Consider the following 16878-nt stretch of genomic DNA (forward strand, 5'->3'; position numbering starts at 1 on the left):
TGAATGATTATTTGAATTATGCTGTTTTTTTCATTAATATTACCATTGACAAGATGAAGGAGGAAGCAAAATGAAATTTAAAAAAACAATGGGCACTGCAGTCCTAGCAGCTGTATTATTGGCTGGCTGTAACAAAGATAGTGAGTACATTCAGAAATACAATGATGAATTTGATAAAATGCAAAAAGCTGAGGCGCCTACCGAGCAAATTAACAAAGAACTGAACAAACTTGAAAAAGAGAAAGAAAAATTGTCTAAAGAAATCAGTGGACAAGATATTTCTAAAGTGCAAGCACAGGTCGATAAAGTTCTCGATAATGCAAAAGAACGTGAGAAACAATTGGAAAAAGAAGCAAGTACAATTCAAAATTCAGAAAAAGCTTTTAAAGAAATGAAGGCGGAGTCAAAACAAATTGAAGATAAAGATGTCAAAAAAGAATTTGATCAATTGAATGCAGCGATTGAAGACAAAAATAAAAAGCATGATGCGTATATCAAAGGCTATCAAAATATCATTAATAAAGAGAAAGATTTATTTAGTTATTTTAAATCGAAAACGGGTACACAAGCAGAAGTGGATCAACGTTCTAAAGCATTAGCAGACGCGCAAAAAGAGATGCAGAAAAAAGTTGATGACTACACGAAAGCCATTCGAAAAGTTCAAACAGAAAAACAAGATGTAGATGAAATCGCTAACAAATAACTATAACAGTTTGGAGAAAAAGGTGTAACAGTTGCCTTTACTGTTGTGATAGCAAGTGTTACAGAACTTTGTTAAAACTGTTTAACAGTTATATATTTTGTGTTACACTAGAGTGAGTCGAATATTATTTAATTTATAAACGGGAAAGGTATGGTGAATTGCATGGTTACTAAGTTAAACCACCAATTCGATGCTGAAAAAGTATTGAAAGATACTGAGTCGAAATTTGAAATGGTTCAAATTTTAGATGCAGATGGGAATGTAACAAATGAAGATTTACTTCCGGACTTATCGGATGAGCAGTTGGTTGAGTTAATGAGAAGAATGGTATGGACACGTATTTTAGACCAACGTTCAATTTCATTAAACAGACAAGGGCGCTTAGGATTTTATGCACCGACTGCAGGTCAAGAAGCTTCACAACTTGCTTCACAATTTGCATTAGAAAAAGAAGACTTCATTCTTCCTGGTTATCGTGATGTGCCACAATTGATTTGGCACGGTTTACCTTTAACTAAAGCTTTCTTATTCTCTCGCGGACATTTTATAGGTAATCAAATGCCTGAAGGTGTCAATGCATTAAGTCCACAAATCATTATCGGGGCACAATACGTTCAAACTGCTGGTGTAGCATTAGGTCTGAAAAAACGAGGTAAAAAAGCTGTTGCAATCACTTATACAGGTGACGGTGGTTCCTCACAAGGTGATTTTTATGAAGGAATTAACTTTGCATCTGCGTATAAAGTACCTGCAATTTTCATTATTCAAAATAACAACTACGCCATTTCAACGCCACGTGAGAAACAAACGGCTGCAAAAACATTAGCTCAAAAAGCAGTTGCAGTAGGTATCCCAGGTATTCAAGTTGACGGTATGGACGCTTTAGCTGTATATCAAGCAACAAAAGAAGCGCGTGATCGAGCAATTAATGGTGAAGGGCCAACATTGATTGAAACGATGACGTATCGTTACGGACCACATACGATGGCAGGGGACGATCCAACTAAATACAGAACTTCAGATGAAGATTCAGATTGGGAGAAAAAAGACCCGTTGGTACGCTTCAGAAAATTCTTAGAAAACAAGGGCTTATGGTCTGAAGAAAAAGAAAATGAAGTGATTGAGCAAGCTAAAAAAGAAATTAAAGCAGCAATTAAGGAAACAGATGGCACTGAAAAACAAACAGTGACTGCATTGATGGGTATCATGTATGAAGAGATGCCTGCCAACTTAAAAGAGCAATATGAAATCTACAAAGAGAAGGAGTCGAAATAAGCCATGGCACAAATGACAATGGTTCAAGCGATTAACAATGCGCTAGCAACTGAACTTAAAAACGATGAAAATACTTTGTTATTTGGTGAAGATGTAGGTGTAAACGGCGGTGTTTTCCGTGTAACAGAAGGGTTACAAAAAGAATTCGGTGAAGATCGCGTATTTGATACACCTTTAGCAGAATCAGGAATTGGTGGTTTGGCGTTAGGACTTGCTACTCAAGGCTATCGTCCAATTATGGAAATCCAATTTTTAGGTTTCGTATTTGAAGTGTTCGACTCTGTTGCAGGTCAAATTGCACGTCATCGTTTCCGTTCTGGCGCTTCAAAAACTGCGCCGATTACAATTCGTACGCCATTCGGTGGTGGGGTTCATACACCTGAATTACACGCAGATAATTTGGAAGGAATTTTAGCGCAATCACCAGGTTTAAAAGTCGTGATTCCTTCTGGTCCTTATGATGCAAAAGGATTATTGATTGAAAGTATCCGCAGTAATGACCCGGTTGTTTACTTAGAACACATGAAACTTTACCGCTCTTTCCGTGAAGAAGTGCCTGAAGAAGCCTATACAATTGAAATTGGTAAAGCCAACGTTAAACGTGAAGGAACAGATTTAACGATTATTAGCTATGGGGCAATGGTACAAGAATCATTAAAAGCTGCTGAAGAACTCGAAAAAGACGGTTACTCTGTTGAAGTCATCGATTTACGTACAGTACAACCATTAGATGTTGAAACTTTAGTAAAATCAACAGAAAAAACAGGTCGTGTGGTTGTCGTTCAAGAAGCTCAAAAACAAGCTGGCGTAGGTGCTAATGTTGTCGCTGAATTATCTGAGCGTGCAATTCTTTCATTAGAAGCACCAATCGGTCGTGTTGCAGCACCAGATACAATTTATCCGTTTACACAAGCCGAAAATGTTTGGTTACCTAACAAAAATGATATTATTGAAAAAGCGAAAGCAACATTAGAATTTTAACGTTTAAAATTTGAGAAGAATTTTTAATGAGAAGTCATTTGCAACACAGTGATGGAGAATGAAATGGTGACGTTTCTTCTCCTAAATGTGTATGCAATGCACTTGTTTATAAAATGATTTATTTAGGAGGAAACAACGTGGCATTTGAATTTAGATTACCCGATATCGGTGAAGGTATCCACGAAGGTGAAATCGTAAAGTGGTTTGTTAAGGCTGGGGATACGATTGAAGAAGACGATATACTATGTGAAGTGCAAAACGATAAATCAGTTGTAGAAATCCCATCTCCTGTTAGTGGTACAGTTCTGGAGGTATTAGTGGACGAAGGAACAGTTTCAGTTGTGGGGGACGTCATTGTAAAAATTGATGCACCAGACGCAGAAGAAATGGAATTTAAAGGTGGACATCACGATAATGCGTCAGAAAAAGCGGAAGAAGCCCCTAAAGAAGAAGTTAAACAAGAGGCTGCACCAGCAACTCAAGAAGCAGTAGAAGTTGATGAGAATAGACAAATCAAAGCGATGCCGTCAGTGCGTAAATATGCACGTGACAATCAAGTCAACATTAAAGCTGTAAATGGTACAGGTAAAAATGGTAGAATTACTAAAGAAGATGTAGATGCATACTTAAATGGCGGTGGACAAGAAGTGACATCCGCGCAAGAGACTGCATCAACAGATTCTTCAGAAGGATCAGCGGCAACGACAGCAGCGATTTCGACTGAAGGTGACTTCCCAGAAACAACAGAAAAAATCTCAGCGATGCGTAAGGCAATTGCTAAGGCAATGGTAAACTCTAAACATACTGCACCTCACGTGACTTTAATGGACGAAATCGATGTTCAAGAATTATGGGATCACCGTAAGAAATTTAAAGAAATTGCTGCAGAACAAGGTACAAAATTGACTTTCTTACCTTATGTGGTTAAAGCATTAGTTTCTGCATTGAAAAAATATCCAGCACTGAACACATCATTCAACGAAGAAGCTGGTGAAGTGGTTCATAAGCACTACTGGAATATCGGTATTGCTGCAGATACAGAAAGAGGTTTGTTAGTTCCAGTGATTAAACACGCTGATCGTAAATCAATGTTCCAAATCTCAGATGAAATTAACGAATTGGCTGTAAAAGCACGTGAAGGTAAATTAACTTCTGATGAAATGAAAGGTGCAACATGTACAATTAGTAACATCGGTTCAGCAGGTGGTCAATGGTTTACACCAGTTATTAATCACCCAGAAGTTGCAATTTTGGGTATTGGCCGTATTGCACAAAAACCTATCGTTAAAGATGGCGAAATCATTGCAGCACCAGTGTTAGCATTGTCATTAAGCTTTGACCATAGACAAATTGATGGCGCAACAGGTCAAAATGCAATGAATCACATTAAACGTCTATTAAACAATCCAGAATTATTATTAATGGAGGGGTAAAATTATGGTAGTTGGAGATTTTCCAATTGAAACAGATACTATTGTCATTGGGGCAGGTCCTGGTGGTTATGTTGCAGCAATTCGTGCAGCACAATTAGGTCAAAAAGTAACCATCGTTGAGAAAGGTAATTTAGGTGGCGTATGCTTAAATGTGGGATGTATCCCTTCAAAAGCACTACTCAATGTTTCTCATCGTTTTGAACAAGCACAACATGGGGATGACCTAGGTGTGACTGCAGAAAACGTCACTTTAGATTTCAACAAAGTGCAATCGTTTAAAGGTTCAGTAGTGAATAAATTAACAAGCGGTGTTGAATCGCTATTAAAAGGTAACAAAGTTGAAATCGTGAAAGGTGAGGCGTATTTTGTTGATGCCCATAGTTTACGTGTAATGGACGAAAAGAGTGCGCAAACGTATAACTTTAAAAATGCGATTGTTGCAACAGGTTCACGTCCTATCCAAATCCCTAATTTTGAATTTGGCGGTCGTGTGCTCGATTCGACAGGCGCATTAAACCTTGAAGAAGTTCCTGAAAAATTAGTTGTCGTTGGTGGCGGCTATATCGGTTCAGAGTTAGGTACAGCGTATGCAAACTTTGGTTCAGAAGTGACAATTCTTGAAGGTGCTAAAGAAATCTTAGGTGGTTTCGAAAAACAAATGGTAGCCCCTGTTAAAAAAGAAATGAAAGCCAAAGGAATGAAGATTGAAACTGAAGCCTTAGCCAAATCTGCTGAAGAAACAGAAAACGGCGTTAAAGTCACTTATGAAGTGAAAGGTGAAGAAAAAGTCATTGAAGCGGATTACGTATTAGTGACTGTCGGTCGTCGTCCAAATACAGACGAACTTGGTTTAGAAGAAGTGGGTGTGAAATTAACTGATCGTGGATTAGTTGAAGTAGACAAACAAAGTCGTTCGTCTGTGGATAGTATCTATGCAATTGGTGATATCGTACCGGGTCTCCCTCTTGCACATAAAGCAAGTTACGAAGCTAAAGTCGCAGCTGAAGCGATTGCAGGACAAAATTCAGAAGTGGATTATATTGGTATGCCAGCAGTATGTTTCACTGAGCCAGAATTAGCGCAAGTGGGTTATACTGAAGCAGAAGCAAAAGAAGAAGGATTAGCTTATAAAGCTTCTAAATTCCCTTATCAAGCCAATGGTCGTGCGTTGTCATTAAACGATACAAATGGATTCGTTAAATTGATTACATTAAAAGAAGATGACACATTAATTGGTGCACAAGTTGTAGGGACAAATGCCTCAGATGTTATCGCTGAGCTTGGCTTAGCCATTGAAGCAGGTATGAATGCTGAAGATATCGCATTAACAGTACATGCGCATCCAACTTTAGGTGAAATGAGCATGGAAGCAGCTGAAAAAGCGATTGGTTTACCAATTCATACAATGTAAACGATAAGAATATTTAAAAATGCAGAACAGTCATTTGCTGTACACCAGATGATATGATTGTTCCTTTAAAGAAAAGGTGACTTGCGTTGGAGAAAGCTTGATAAAAGTGTTTTTTCAACCCAGGTCACCGTTTTTCTATTTTGACATGTACACGATTAAAAGGCGCAATGATCAATCGAACTGGTGGGGTAAATGATTTCATCCCACTGATTCACTTTTCCAGTGTCATCTTTTAAGAGGCGGGTAATATCAAATCTCTCACGATGACTTTAATACATTTACTCATAAGCCTTTGATTAATATGATAAGATGGCATAGGGAACCGGTGCCAAAAAACGTGCAAGAAAGGTGTGACAGAATGGAATATACGTATCCTATAGATGTCAGTTGGACACAAGATGAAATGATGGCCGTGATACGCTTTTTTAATGCGATTGAAGCCTATTATGAAGATCAAGTTGAGCGTACAGTACTGATGACACGTTACCGCGAATTCAAACAGATCATACCCGGTAAAGCTGATGAAAAAAATTGCTTCAATGATTTCAAAAAACAAAGTGGCTATGACAGTTACGCAGTGATTAAAGAAGCAAGAAACAATCCAGAACAAAAAACTTTATCAAACCATTAAAAAAGTATTGTAATTTGCTGTGCGATTTGTTATTTTTATTAAGCATTAAACAAAATGTTTAGTAAAAGTAAACAAGTCGCTTTTTTTGAGTGGAGGCACTGTATGGAAATTGGTCAAAAAATAAAAAATTTAAGGCGTCTAAAAAACTTAACGCAGGAAGAGCTGGGTGAACGAACCGATTTGTCAAAAGGTTATATCTCTCAAATTGAGAGTAATAAAACGTCACCAAATATGGAAACATTTTTTAATATTTTAGAAGTACTGGGGACATCCCCTCGAGAATTTTTTGATGACAAACAAGTTGCAAAAGTTCATTATCCAAAAAGTGAACAATTAAGTTACTGTGAAGAAGAGAAGGGCTATTTTCTTCAATGGCCGGTAAAACGGTCAAATGAGTTTGATATGGAGCCTCTCATACTAACACTAGAACCTGATGCTTCATACAAAGATTTTCAACCTTCAACATCAGACACGTTTGTTTATTGTTTAGAAGGGCGAGTGACGCTTACTTTGGGGGATCAACAGTATACAGCGGAGAAAGGAGATGCACTTTATTTTAAAGCGCACGCGACACATCGCTTGTCGAATACGGGGCGTGTGAGTAGTCAATTGATGATTGTTGCAACGTCGTCATATTTATAGGAGGTTTAAGAATTGAGTGAATTACTAAAGTTTAAGAATGTTACAAAAAAATATGATACAACAACGATTTTAGATGATATTGATTTAGAAATTGAGTCGGGTTATTTTTATACCTTATTAGGGCCTTCGGGTTGTGGAAAAACGACAATGCTAAAATTAATTGCAGGTTTTGAAGCGCCAGATGAGGGAGAAGTGATTTATTTAGGTAAAAATATCAATCAACTCCCTGCGAACCAACGTCAAGTCAATACGGTTTTCCAGGATTACGCGCTATTTCCGCATCTCAATGTCTATGATAACGTTGCATTCGGTTTGAAGTTAAAAAAATTTAAAAAAGCAGAAATTGATGTAAAGGTAAAAGAGACATTAAAATTAGTCAAATTAGAAAAATATATTCACAGTCCCATTCATGCATTAAGTGGCGGGCAAAAGCAACGTATCGCTATTGCACGTGCCATCGTGAATGAACCTGAAATTCTATTATTAGATGAATCATTATCGGCATTAGATCTCAAGTTGCGTACAGAAATGCAATATGAACTTCGAGAATTACAATCGCGACTCGGTATTACGTTTGTTTTTGTCACACATGATCAGGAAGAAGCACTTGCGTTGAGCGACTTTATTTTTGTCATGCGCGATGGGAAAATTGAGCAATTTGGGACACCTTTAGATATTTATGATGAACCAGTCAATCGATTTGTAGCTGATTTTATTGGGGAGTCTAATATTGTCGAAGGGACAATGGTTAAGGATTACGTTGTGAATATATATGGCCAAGATTTTGATTGTGTCGATAAAGATATCCCACCGCATACACAAGTAGATGTTGTGATTCGACCTGAAGATATTACAGTTGTACCGGAAGAACAAGGGCTCTTCAAAGCGACTGTCACAAGCTCCTTATTCCGAGGTGTGCATTATGAAATGATTTGTGAGGATCGTAAAGGCTATGAATGGATGATTCAATCGACAAAAAACGCAGTCATTGGGACACGTGTCGGGTTGGATTTTGAGCCAGAAGCGATTCATATTATGGTGCCTGGTGAAACTGAGGAAGAATTTGATAAACGTATTGAAGGATATGGGGATTTGAATCATGAAACATATTAATCGTTGGCTTGCGGTGCCTTATTTATTGTGGATGGTTTTGTTTATTATTATTCCGGTTATTTTGCTGTGTTATTTTTCTTTTGTAGATGATAACGGTCACTTTACTTTAATGAATTATCAACAATTCTTATCAGTTCGCTATATGACGATGTTATTGGAGTCGATTATCTATGCGTTTTTAATTACATTGATTTGTTTACTCGTGAGTTATCCTGCTGCATATTTTATTCATCATTCACGACATGCAGCGACATGGTTGTTGATTATGATTATACCCACATGGATGAATTTACTACTTAAGACATATGCATTTATCGGCATTTTCAGTCATGATGGTCTTATCAATAAAATTTTAGCAGTATTGCATATTCCATCTCAAAATATTTTGTTCACTGCACCTGCATTTATTTTTGTGGCTGCCTATATTTATATCCCTTTCATGTTGTTGCCGATATACAACAGTATGAAAGATATTCCCAATCAGCTCTTTTTTGCAGCACAAGACTTAGGCGCGAATACGTGGACAGTGATACGAAAAGTATTACTCCCGCTCACTGCTGAAGGGGTTAAAACAGGGATTCAAGTGACTTTTATTCCGGCTTTATCCCTTTTTATGATTACTCGATTGATTGCAGGTAACAAAGTGATTAATATTGGGACTGCGATTGAAGAGCAGTTTTTAGTGATTCAAAACTTCGGCATGGGGTCTACCATTGCACTTTTCTTAGTGTTATTTATGGCAGTGATTATGATTTTAACACGAAGTAAGCGCAAGGGAGGGACATTAAAATGAGATGGTATGGGAAATTTTATTTGTTTATTTTGTTGGTATTATTATATTTACCGATTTTCTATTTAATACTCTATTCGTTTAATCGTGCAGGCAACATGATTCATTTTGAAGGTTTTACATGGGAGCATTACCAAACATTATTTGCGAATACACGTTTGTTACAAGTGGTTTTTAATACGATTGCTGTCGCGTTGTTAGCGGCGAGTCTTGCGACGATTATTGGTATATTTGGAGCGTTATTGTTGTATCAATTGCGCAATCAAACACTCAAAATTTCGTTGCTCACTTTAAACAATGTATTAATGGTGTCGTCTGACGTGGTGATTGGTGCATCGTTTTTAATTATGTTTACGGCATTAGGCCATTTAACAGGTTTCGGATTAGGATTCACATCGGTATTGATTTCTCATATCGCATTTTGTATCCCGATTGTCGTCATTATTGTGTTACCAAAATTATATGAAATGAATGACTCTATTATGAATGCAGCACGAGATTTAGGTGCATCTGAGTTTCAACTGTTGAGTAAAGTGGTGATTCCTCATATTATGCCTGGGATTATTGGTGGCTTTTTTATGGCTTTAACCTATTCATTGGACGACTTTACTGTAAGCTTCTTCGTTACAGGAAATGGCTTTAGTGTGCTGTCAGTTGAAGTTTACTCAATGGCACGCCGTGGAGTTAGTATGGAGATCAATGCGATATCCACGATTCTGTTTGCGTTAATCATGGTCGGTTTAATCGTATATCAACTTGTACAGAGACAAAAGCGCAAACGACAATCCAATAAAAGGGGTGTGACGATATGAAACAATTAATGCAGCTGATTGGGAGTACACTCGTATTGGGGTTGCTTTGTCTCGGTGTAGGTTATTGGATTAATCATGATGAGTTTGGCGGCAAACAGCAGGATAAGCTCTATGTCTACAATTGGGGTGAGTATATCGACCCAGAATTAATCAGTCAATTTGAAGAAGAAACCGGTATAAAAGTGGTATACGAGACCTTTGATTCGAATGAGGCGATGGAGGCTAAAATTCGTAATGGAGGTACGCACTATGATGTGGCTTTTCCAAGTGATTATACGATTGAAAAAATGAAGAAAGCCAATCTGTTGCGTCCACTCGACCATAAGAAAATTCCGAATATGAAGCATTTAGACCCGTATTATATGAATCAACCGTTTGATCGTCATAACGTTTATTCAATGCCATACTTTTTTGGTACGGTAGGAATCTTATACGATAAAGAAAAGTATCCAGATATTGATTTTACAAGCTGGAATGTGTTAAAGAATCCGCGTTTGAAGAACGATATTCTTTTAGTTGATGGAGCGCGTGAAGTGATGGGCTTAGCGCTAAATAGTTTAGGTTACAGTTTGAATGACCGCCATTCAGAGCATCTAGCGCAAGCGGAGCAACAACTCAAATCTATTGCACCCAACATCCGAGGCGTCGTTGGTGATGAAATAGGGATGATGCTTCAACAACATGAAGCAAGTGTTGCAGTGATTTGGAGTGGTTCAGCCGCACCTGTTTTCCAAGATGACGAACGTTTTGATTACGTCGTACCTAAGGAAGGCTCTAATTTATGGTTTGATAATATGGTTATTCCAAAAACTGCGCAAAATGTTGAAGGGGCACATCGATTTATTAACTTTATGCTCGATCCAAAAGTGAATCAGCAAAACACGGAATGGGTCGGCTATGCGACACCGAACGAGACAGCAAAAGCACATCTTCCGAAAGAATTGCGTGAGGATACGCGCGTCTATCCAACACATGAAAGACAGCGACGTTTAGAAGTTTATCACGATTTAGGACTTGATGTATTGAACGAATATAATGAGCGTTTTCTTAATTTCAAAATGGCGCTTTGATTGTAGTGATTTCAATTCAGTTTAGTTATAATGAAGGAAGTAAGATAAATATAAGGAGTGAAAGCATGACAGGAGAAGCATATACACAAATCAGTCGTCCTGTAAATCGACTTGCTGAAAAGGTATTGGGCTGGTTAAGTTGGTTATTGTTACTAGGTAGCACTGTCGTTGCTATGTTTTTTGGCTTGGTGTTGTTTAGCAATGAAAGTTCGATTCAAAGTTTGGAGAATAGTATTGCAAACAACGTCACTTTACAGGAAATTTTAGTAAACAATAATATGAATGCAACACAATTTGTGATTATGTTGCAAAATGGTGTGTGGGCATTTATCGTATATTTAATCGTTTGTCTGTTGATTTCATTCCTCGCATTGATTTCAATCAACCACCGCATTATTTCAGGTTTATTATTTTTATTAGTAACTATTGTGACTTTACCATTATTCTTCATTTTAGTACCGTTATTTTTCTTTATCGCCGCATTAATGATGTTAGTGAGAAGAGAAAAAGTTGTACTCGTCCCTGCATATCAAGAAGAAGGATATGGTCAATACCCGCCATATGAACCTGTACGAGAGCATACGTACGAGCAACAATATCAAAATCGTCCATCTGCTTCCACGTACACAACGACAGACGATGAAATGTTGACTCGAACAATAGAGCAGAATGATGAGGAGACGCCGGAAGTCTTATCACGATCTGCAAAATATCATCATAAGCCGTTGAAAAGACAAGATGACCAACAGCAGCCACTTGAAGAAGATGATGATGCAATGGTGTACGATAGTCGTACAATGGCAAGGAATGTAGAACCGCGTTCGAGCCAGCATATGGCACAAGACATGCATAGCGAAGAGAATCGTACAGCACCTTTGTCAAAATCGGAAGAAAGACAGCAGAGAAAAGAAGAGAAAAAAGCACGTAAAGCTTATGAAAAGGAACAACGTAAGCGACGCCCTAGCGCTTCTTCTCAACGACGTCAAAATTACGATGATCGTTTGAAATTGCAACAAGCACGTTCAAAGCAAGGGGCGGCATCTGAAACGGAAAAAGAACAGCAATAATTCGAATGGATTAGGACATATTCATTATATTTAGAAGGTTTTTGACTCGATTGAGCAAAGTGCCGACACATATAGTGATGTGACCTAATCTTTTTATATTAGAATTTGTTATTTTATATGATTAAAAATAGATATTTTTTTGTGTGAAATTGATAGTGCTTTATATTTTAAGTTTAAGTATAATTGAAACAGGTAATATAGTTTAAAAGGAGGTATTATTATATGGTAGATGAACAGACATTAAATGCGCAAGGTAACGCGGCCCCACTTAAGAGAACAGTAGAAAAGGTATTAACATGGGTAGGGGTTGGGCTACATATTGTATGGGTGATTGTGTTAGTCTATATCCTTTCATTAGTGAAAAGTCCTGAATTTCAAAATGAATTACAATTGACAACTCAAGATGTGGAAAATTATCAGATTGCAAGTGTTCTGATCATTGCACTCGGATTAGTCCCGTTGATTTTTTCTGTTGTTGCCGCGTTTATCTTTAAAAAACAAATTTTAGCAGGGATTCTTTTAATTATTGGCGCACTTACGGGGTTATTTCTTACTGGTAGTTTGATCGCCGCATTGTTGTGGTTGGTTGCGAGTATCATGTTATTTGTGCGTAAGCCGAAAAATCCGTCTAATGGTGTTTACCAAACGGATCATCCTTATCGTTATGACACATACGATGAAACAGATACAGGCGTAAATCTCAATGACGAAAAAAAGGATCTTTAGACAAATACTGATCATGACAGCATCACGATGATTCTTTGATGGATGTTGAATGATAGAATATTAGAAAATACGGACAAACATGTTCATGTTATACGACGTGTTTGCACATTGAAAAAAGGTTGAGACGTCGTGATGTCTCAACCTTTTATGATAATCATTTAAAGTTTTGAAAATTATGCATAAAACTTCAACAAGTGTTCAAACGTATCTTCTAAAAACGCGATAAAGCGGCGATCTGATTTTAAATGTTCAGATTGCGGTGTGATTGCACGCGCTACAAAAAATTCGCCTTTTTTAACGTTTTTAGCACGATGAATGGCTTTTTTGATTTCATCTTTAGACATTTCTTGAATTCGTGACTTTTTGGGTTGTGTATGGTCTAAAGAAATTTGAAAGTCGTCCGGTAACTGTAACAATGTATCTAAACGCGATTCAAAGACTTTTACGTCTTCTGCTTTTTGTTGATCTTCATGCATGACGCCATACATGACAAATAAATGGTCTTCAAATAAACCAATTTGAAAATGTGGCATCATTTTGTAACCACGTTTATTTGTTGCAAACGCGACCCATGTATCTTTAGGAGGATTCACCGTACGACGGGCATGTTTTGCGACATGAGCGTAAAAGGTTTCTCCAGTGACGGTTTCTAAATAATCCGTGAAATAGTCACCTAACGCATAAAGTTGGGGGCGTATTTGTGCTTCAATCCCTGTCATTCTTGCCTCAAGTCCTTCTATTTGAAAGACTTTAAAATCTTTAGGTTTAAATCGATATTTTGTCATCATTGACCTCCTTAATCTATATCTCTTAAATCGATTTCATTGTAGCATATTACGGGTATTTGAACATTTAAATTCAACTCATTTAGTGTATAATAAATGCAATAGGAGTGAGGTAAATGCATTTATATGATTTTGCAAAAAGTCTAGTGCTAGAAGCGGGAAATAATATTCGAAAATGGATGGTTGATGAACTGGCTATTGAAGTGAAATCAAATCCGAATGATCTTGTAACAAATGTGGATAAGGCTGTAGAAGCATTCATCGTCCAAAAAATTCAAGAAAGATATCCGCATCATCGAATTATTGGTGAAGAAGGCCACGGTCACGATATCCATACGACTGAAGGCGTCGTGTGGGTGATAGATCCGATCGATGGAACGCTTAATTTTATTCATCAAGGGGAGAACTTTGCGATATCCATAGGTGTTTTTAAAGAAGGACAAGCATATGCCGGCTTTGTATATGATGTGATGAACGATATCCTCTATCATGCAAAAGTGGGACAAGGCGCTTATCAGAATCAAGATCCTATCCCTCAATTAAGCGGTACGAAAGTCAAAGAGAGTATCATTGGAATGAACCCGAATTGGTTAACAAAACCTTTTTTGAGTACAATCTTACAACCAGTGATTGCTGATTCAAGAAGTGCGCGTGCATACGGTTCAGCGGCGTTGGAAATTGTTTATGTAGCGACCGGGCATTTAGCGGCATATTTAACGCCACGTTTGCAACCGTGGGATTATGCCGGTGGAATGATTATTTTGGAAGAAGTAGGGGGCATCGCAACGAACTTTTTAGGTGAACCACTGTCAATTACACGACCTAACTCTATTTTAGTAGGTAACCGCGAAGTTCACGAAGAAATCAGACAATCGTATTTACAAAATTATGATTTTGTACTTCAGGCGTTACAGCAAAAGTTTCAAAAAAAGAAGTAGTCACCACAGATGACGGTTCATAGTATAAAGGAATGGAATCAATCCAGTCGCATATGTGGATAGGGCCTGAGGAGAGACGCTTTGCGTAAAGCGGTGAGATGTTTTGAATCAGAAGAAGATACAGATGTTTGAATTGAATTTTTCAAGTATCACTGACTTTAAAAGGGGCGGGATGGGACAATCTTTTCATTATAAAAGAGCGTTTTGTCCCGCTTAAAATACGATTACTCGTCGTCTTCACGATATTTTCTTTTTAAAGTAAAACCTGTGCCGAATGTCGCTGCCATTAATATGAACGTCACAATAATCCAAAAAATATTTGTCGCAGCAAGGGCAAAGCTAAATAAAGTTAAAAAGAAAACAGCCAATACGGCTAGAATTAAAAAGACGGATTGAGATTTTTTCATTATTCGTCCACCTCACTGTTTCTTCATTTCGTTTCTATGATATAATAAACGAGTTGTAAAAGAAAGTGATAATTTACCCGAGAAAGGAATTACAGTATGACAAAATTTAGAGAAGATGTTCGTAACATTGCGATTATCGCTCACGTAGACCATGGTAAAACGACTTTGGTCGATGAACTATTAAAACAATCTGGGATTTTCCGTGAAAATGAGCATGTAGCAGAACGCGCGATGGACTCTAACGACATCGAGAGGGAACGCGGGATTACAATTTTAGCGAAAAATACCGCAGTCGATTATAAAGATACGAGAATCAACATTTTAGATACACCAGGACATGCTGACTTTGGTGGTGAAGTTGAACGCATAATGAAAATGGTTGATGGCGTTGTGTTAGTCGTTGATGCATATGAAGGAACGATGCCACAAACGCGTTTCGTGTTGAAAAAAGCATTGGAACAAAATTTGAAGCCGGTGGTTGTTGTGAATAAAATCGATAAACCGTCTGCCCGTCCTGAAGGCGTTGTGGATGAGGTTCTAGATTTATTCATTGAACTGGATGCGAATGAGGAACAACTTGATTTCCCTGTTGTATACGCTTCAGCGATTAATGGAACAGCAAGTTTGAACGCTGACCAACAAGATGAAAATATGCAAAGTTTATATGAAACGATTTTAGAATATATTCCTGCGCCAGTTGATAACAGGGATGAACCGTTGCAATTCCAACCTGCATTATTGGATTATAACGATTATGTAGGCCGTATTGGAATCGGACGCGTTTTTCGTGGGACAATGCGTGTGGGTGAAAACGTATCATTATTAAAATTAGATGGCTCTGTTAAAAACTTCCGTGTAACGAAAATTTTTGGTTATTTCGGCCTTAAGCGTGAAGAAATTCAAGAAGCGTATGCAGGTGACTTAATCGCAGTTTCAGGTATGGAAGACATCAACGTTGGAGAAACGATTACACCACAGGATCATCAAGAAGCATTACCTGTATTACGCATTGATGAACCGACGCTTGAAATGACATTTAGAGTGAACAATTCCCCATTTGCGGGTCGAGAAGGACAGTTTGTGACAGCGCGTCAAATCCAAGAGCGCCTTGATAATCAGTTGGAAACGGATGTTTCATTAAAAGTCACACCAACAGATTCACCAGATGCATGGACTGTAGCAGGACGAGGAGAACTCCATCTCTCTATATTAATTGAAAATATGCGTCGAGAAGGATTTGAATTACAAGTCTCCAAACCACAAGTAATCTTAAAAGATATTGATGGTGTATTACACGAGCCATTTGAACGTGTGCAAGCGGAAGTGCCTGAAGAATACACGGGTGCGATTATTGAATCTTTAGGGCAACGTAAAGGTGAAATGGTAGACATGGTGACTACGGATAACGGCTTAACACGACTTATTTTTAATGTCCCTGCACGTGGTTTAATCGGTTATACGACAGAATTTATGTCAATGACGCGTGGCTATGGTATTATTAATCATACTTTCGATGAATTTAGACCGCGTATTAAAGGACGTATTGGCGGTCGCCGTAACGGTGTACTTGTGTCGATGGATCAAGGCACTGCAAGTGAATATGCGATTCTTGGTCTTGAAGATCGTGGCGTTAACTTTATGGAACCGGGTACGGAAGTATATGAAGGCATGATTGTAGGTCAAAACAATCGTGAAAATGATTTAACTGTAAATATCACAAAAGTAAAACATCAAACGAATGTGCGTTCCGCGACGAAAGATCAAACAGAAACAATGAAGAAACCACGTAAATTGTCATTAGAGGAAGCATTAGAGTTTATCAATGATGATGAATTGGTTGAAGTGACACCAGAAAATGTACGTTTAAGAAAAAGAATATTAAACAAAGGGCAACGTGAAAAAGAGGCCAAACGTATCAAACAAATGATGGAAGCGGAAGAGAACTAATTAATACCGAAGTAATGTCGTTTTATAGGGAGACGACATTACTTCTTTTCTTTATAAACGAGAGATTGTCATGAATGGGCTTCGATTGAAGATGATCCGTTTGAAATAAATCATATTGATGCATGGATGTGAGCGTATTTTTCGTTT

Annotated in this window: 17 protein-coding genes; 15 read left to right on the forward strand and 2 right to left on the reverse strand. The window is 37.8% G+C overall.

Going from position 1 to position 16878, the window contains the following annotated elements; all coding sequences use genetic code 11:
* Window positions 1-70: 70 nt before the first annotated feature.
* From B5P37_RS09525 to B5P37_RS09585, 13 genes are all read left to right on the forward strand, one after another.
* Window positions 71-703, forward strand: a complete 633-nt coding sequence (locus tag B5P37_RS09525) for a YkyA family protein (RefSeq protein ID WP_085237993.1) — start codon at window positions 71-73, stop codon at window positions 701-703.
* A gap of 162 nt (window positions 704-865) precedes the next feature.
* Window positions 866-1978 (forward strand): pyruvate dehydrogenase (acetyl-transferring) E1 component subunit alpha, encoded by a 1113-nt coding sequence (gene pdhA / locus B5P37_RS09530; protein WP_085237994.1) that lies wholly within the window; start codon window positions 866-868, stop codon window positions 1976-1978.
* A gap of 3 nt (window positions 1979-1981) precedes the next feature.
* Window positions 1982-2959: an alpha-ketoacid dehydrogenase subunit beta gene (locus B5P37_RS09535; protein WP_085237995.1), complete on the forward strand. Its 978-nt coding sequence runs from the start codon at window positions 1982-1984 to the stop codon at window positions 2957-2959.
* 137 nt (window positions 2960-3096) lie between these two features.
* Complete coding sequence (locus tag B5P37_RS09540) at window positions 3097-4392, forward strand: dihydrolipoamide acetyltransferase family protein (protein WP_085237996.1); 1296 nt, start codon at window positions 3097-3099, stop codon at window positions 4390-4392.
* Between the two features lie 4 nt (window positions 4393-4396).
* Window positions 4397-5803 carry a dihydrolipoyl dehydrogenase gene (gene lpdA, locus B5P37_RS09545; RefSeq protein ID WP_085237997.1) on the forward strand — a complete coding sequence of 469 codons (1407 nt, stop codon included), beginning with the start codon at window positions 4397-4399 and terminating at the stop codon, window positions 5801-5803.
* A gap of 358 nt (window positions 5804-6161) precedes the next feature.
* Window positions 6162-6434, forward strand: a complete 273-nt coding sequence (locus B5P37_RS09550) for a UPF0223 family protein (protein WP_085237998.1) — start codon at window positions 6162-6164, stop codon at window positions 6432-6434.
* Between the two features lie 102 nt (window positions 6435-6536).
* Complete coding sequence (locus B5P37_RS09555) at window positions 6537-7076, forward strand: helix-turn-helix domain-containing protein (protein WP_085237999.1); 540 nt, start codon at window positions 6537-6539, stop codon at window positions 7074-7076.
* Between the two features lie 12 nt (window positions 7077-7088).
* A complete protein-coding gene (locus B5P37_RS09560) occupies window positions 7089-8189 on the forward strand; it encodes an ABC transporter ATP-binding protein (protein ID WP_085238000.1) in 1101 nt (366 codons plus the stop codon).
* Window positions 8176-8982 carry an ABC transporter permease gene (locus B5P37_RS09565; RefSeq protein WP_085238001.1) on the forward strand — a complete coding sequence of 269 codons (807 nt, stop codon included), beginning with the start codon at window positions 8176-8178 and terminating at the stop codon, window positions 8980-8982. Before B5P37_RS09560 ends, B5P37_RS09565 begins: the two co-directional genes overlap by 14 nt.
* Window positions 8979-9791, forward strand: a complete 813-nt coding sequence (locus tag B5P37_RS09570) for an ABC transporter permease (RefSeq protein WP_085238002.1) — start codon at window positions 8979-8981, stop codon at window positions 9789-9791. The genes B5P37_RS09565 and B5P37_RS09570 overlap by 4 nt, the downstream gene beginning before the upstream one ends.
* Window positions 9788-10861 (forward strand): ABC transporter substrate-binding protein, encoded by a 1074-nt coding sequence (locus tag B5P37_RS09575; RefSeq protein ID WP_085238003.1) that lies wholly within the window; start codon window positions 9788-9790, stop codon window positions 10859-10861. Before B5P37_RS09570 ends, B5P37_RS09575 begins: the two co-directional genes overlap by 4 nt.
* A gap of 65 nt (window positions 10862-10926) precedes the next feature.
* The gene (gene auxB / locus B5P37_RS09580) at window positions 10927-11928 is read left to right on the forward strand and encodes a lipoteichoic acid stability factor AuxB (protein WP_085238004.1); all 1002 of its coding nucleotides are present in this window, start codon (window positions 10927-10929) and stop codon (window positions 11926-11928) included.
* A gap of 222 nt (window positions 11929-12150) precedes the next feature.
* Window positions 12151-12654, forward strand: coding sequence for a DUF4064 domain-containing protein (locus B5P37_RS09585; RefSeq protein WP_085238005.1), 504 nt, complete (start codon window positions 12151-12153; stop codon window positions 12652-12654).
* 173 nt (window positions 12655-12827) lie between these two features.
* On the opposite strand, the gene B5P37_RS09590 is transcribed toward B5P37_RS09585, so the two are convergent.
* Window positions 12828-13439, reverse strand: a complete 612-nt coding sequence (locus B5P37_RS09590) for a YktB family protein (RefSeq protein ID WP_085238006.1) — start codon at window positions 13437-13439, stop codon at window positions 12828-12830.
* A gap of 116 nt (window positions 13440-13555) precedes the next feature.
* Between B5P37_RS09590 and B5P37_RS09595 the strand changes: the two genes are divergently transcribed.
* Window positions 13556-14377: an inositol monophosphatase family protein gene (locus tag B5P37_RS09595; protein WP_085238007.1), complete on the forward strand. Its 822-nt coding sequence runs from the start codon at window positions 13556-13558 to the stop codon at window positions 14375-14377.
* A 224-nt stretch (window positions 14378-14601) separates the two neighbouring features.
* Here the strand turns inward: B5P37_RS09595 and B5P37_RS09600 are convergent, their stop codons facing one another.
* Window positions 14602-14784 (reverse strand): DUF5325 family protein, encoded by a 183-nt coding sequence (locus tag B5P37_RS09600; RefSeq protein WP_085238008.1) that lies wholly within the window; start codon window positions 14782-14784, stop codon window positions 14602-14604.
* Window positions 14785-14880: 96 nt separating this feature from the next.
* Between B5P37_RS09600 and typA the strand changes: the two genes are divergently transcribed.
* Window positions 14881-16731, forward strand: a complete 1851-nt coding sequence (typA, locus tag B5P37_RS09605; protein ID WP_085238009.1) for a translational GTPase TypA — start codon at window positions 14881-14883, stop codon at window positions 16729-16731.
* Window positions 16732-16878 lie beyond the last annotated feature (147 nt).

This window comes from Staphylococcus lutrae (assembly GCF_002101335.1).
Classification (GTDB): domain Bacteria; phylum Bacillota; class Bacilli; order Staphylococcales; family Staphylococcaceae; genus Staphylococcus; species Staphylococcus lutrae.

Bases quoted from the DNA above. Each gene is read 5' to 3' on its own strand.
- B5P37_RS09525 (WP_085237993.1), top strand. From the start codon at position 71: ATGAAATTTAAAAAAACAATGGGCACTGCAGTCCTAGCAGCTGTATTA.
- pdhA (WP_085237994.1), top strand. From the start codon at position 866: ATGGTTACTAAGTTAAACCACCAATTCGATGCTGAAAAAGTATTGAAA.
- B5P37_RS09535 (WP_085237995.1), top strand. From the start codon at position 1,982: ATGGCACAAATGACAATGGTTCAAGCGATTAACAATGCGCTAGCAACT.
- lpdA (WP_085237997.1), top strand. From the start codon at position 4,397: ATGGTAGTTGGAGATTTTCCAATTGAAACAGATACTATTGTCATTGGG.
- B5P37_RS09550 (WP_085237998.1), top strand. From the start codon at position 6,162: ATGGAATATACGTATCCTATAGATGTCAGTTGGACACAAGATGAAATG.
- B5P37_RS09555 (WP_085237999.1), top strand. From the start codon at position 6,537: ATGGAAATTGGTCAAAAAATAAAAAATTTAAGGCGTCTAAAAAACTTA.
- B5P37_RS09565 (WP_085238001.1), top strand. From the start codon at position 8,176: ATGAAACATATTAATCGTTGGCTTGCGGTGCCTTATTTATTGTGGATG.
- B5P37_RS09570 (WP_085238002.1), top strand. From the start codon at position 8,979: ATGAGATGGTATGGGAAATTTTATTTGTTTATTTTGTTGGTATTATTA.
- B5P37_RS09575 (WP_085238003.1), top strand. From the start codon at position 9,788: ATGAAACAATTAATGCAGCTGATTGGGAGTACACTCGTATTGGGGTTG.
- auxB (WP_085238004.1), top strand. From the start codon at position 10,927: ATGACAGGAGAAGCATATACACAAATCAGTCGTCCTGTAAATCGACTT.
- B5P37_RS09585 (WP_085238005.1), top strand. From the start codon at position 12,151: ATGGTAGATGAACAGACATTAAATGCGCAAGGTAACGCGGCCCCACTT.
- B5P37_RS09590 (WP_085238006.1), bottom strand. From the start codon at position 13,439: ATGACAAAATATCGATTTAAACCTAAAGATTTTAAAGTCTTTCAAATA.
- B5P37_RS09595 (WP_085238007.1), top strand. From the start codon at position 13,556: ATGCATTTATATGATTTTGCAAAAAGTCTAGTGCTAGAAGCGGGAAAT.
- B5P37_RS09600 (WP_085238008.1), bottom strand. From the start codon at position 14,784: ATGAAAAAATCTCAATCCGTCTTTTTAATTCTAGCCGTATTGGCTGTT.
- typA (WP_085238009.1), top strand. From the start codon at position 14,881: ATGACAAAATTTAGAGAAGATGTTCGTAACATTGCGATTATCGCTCAC.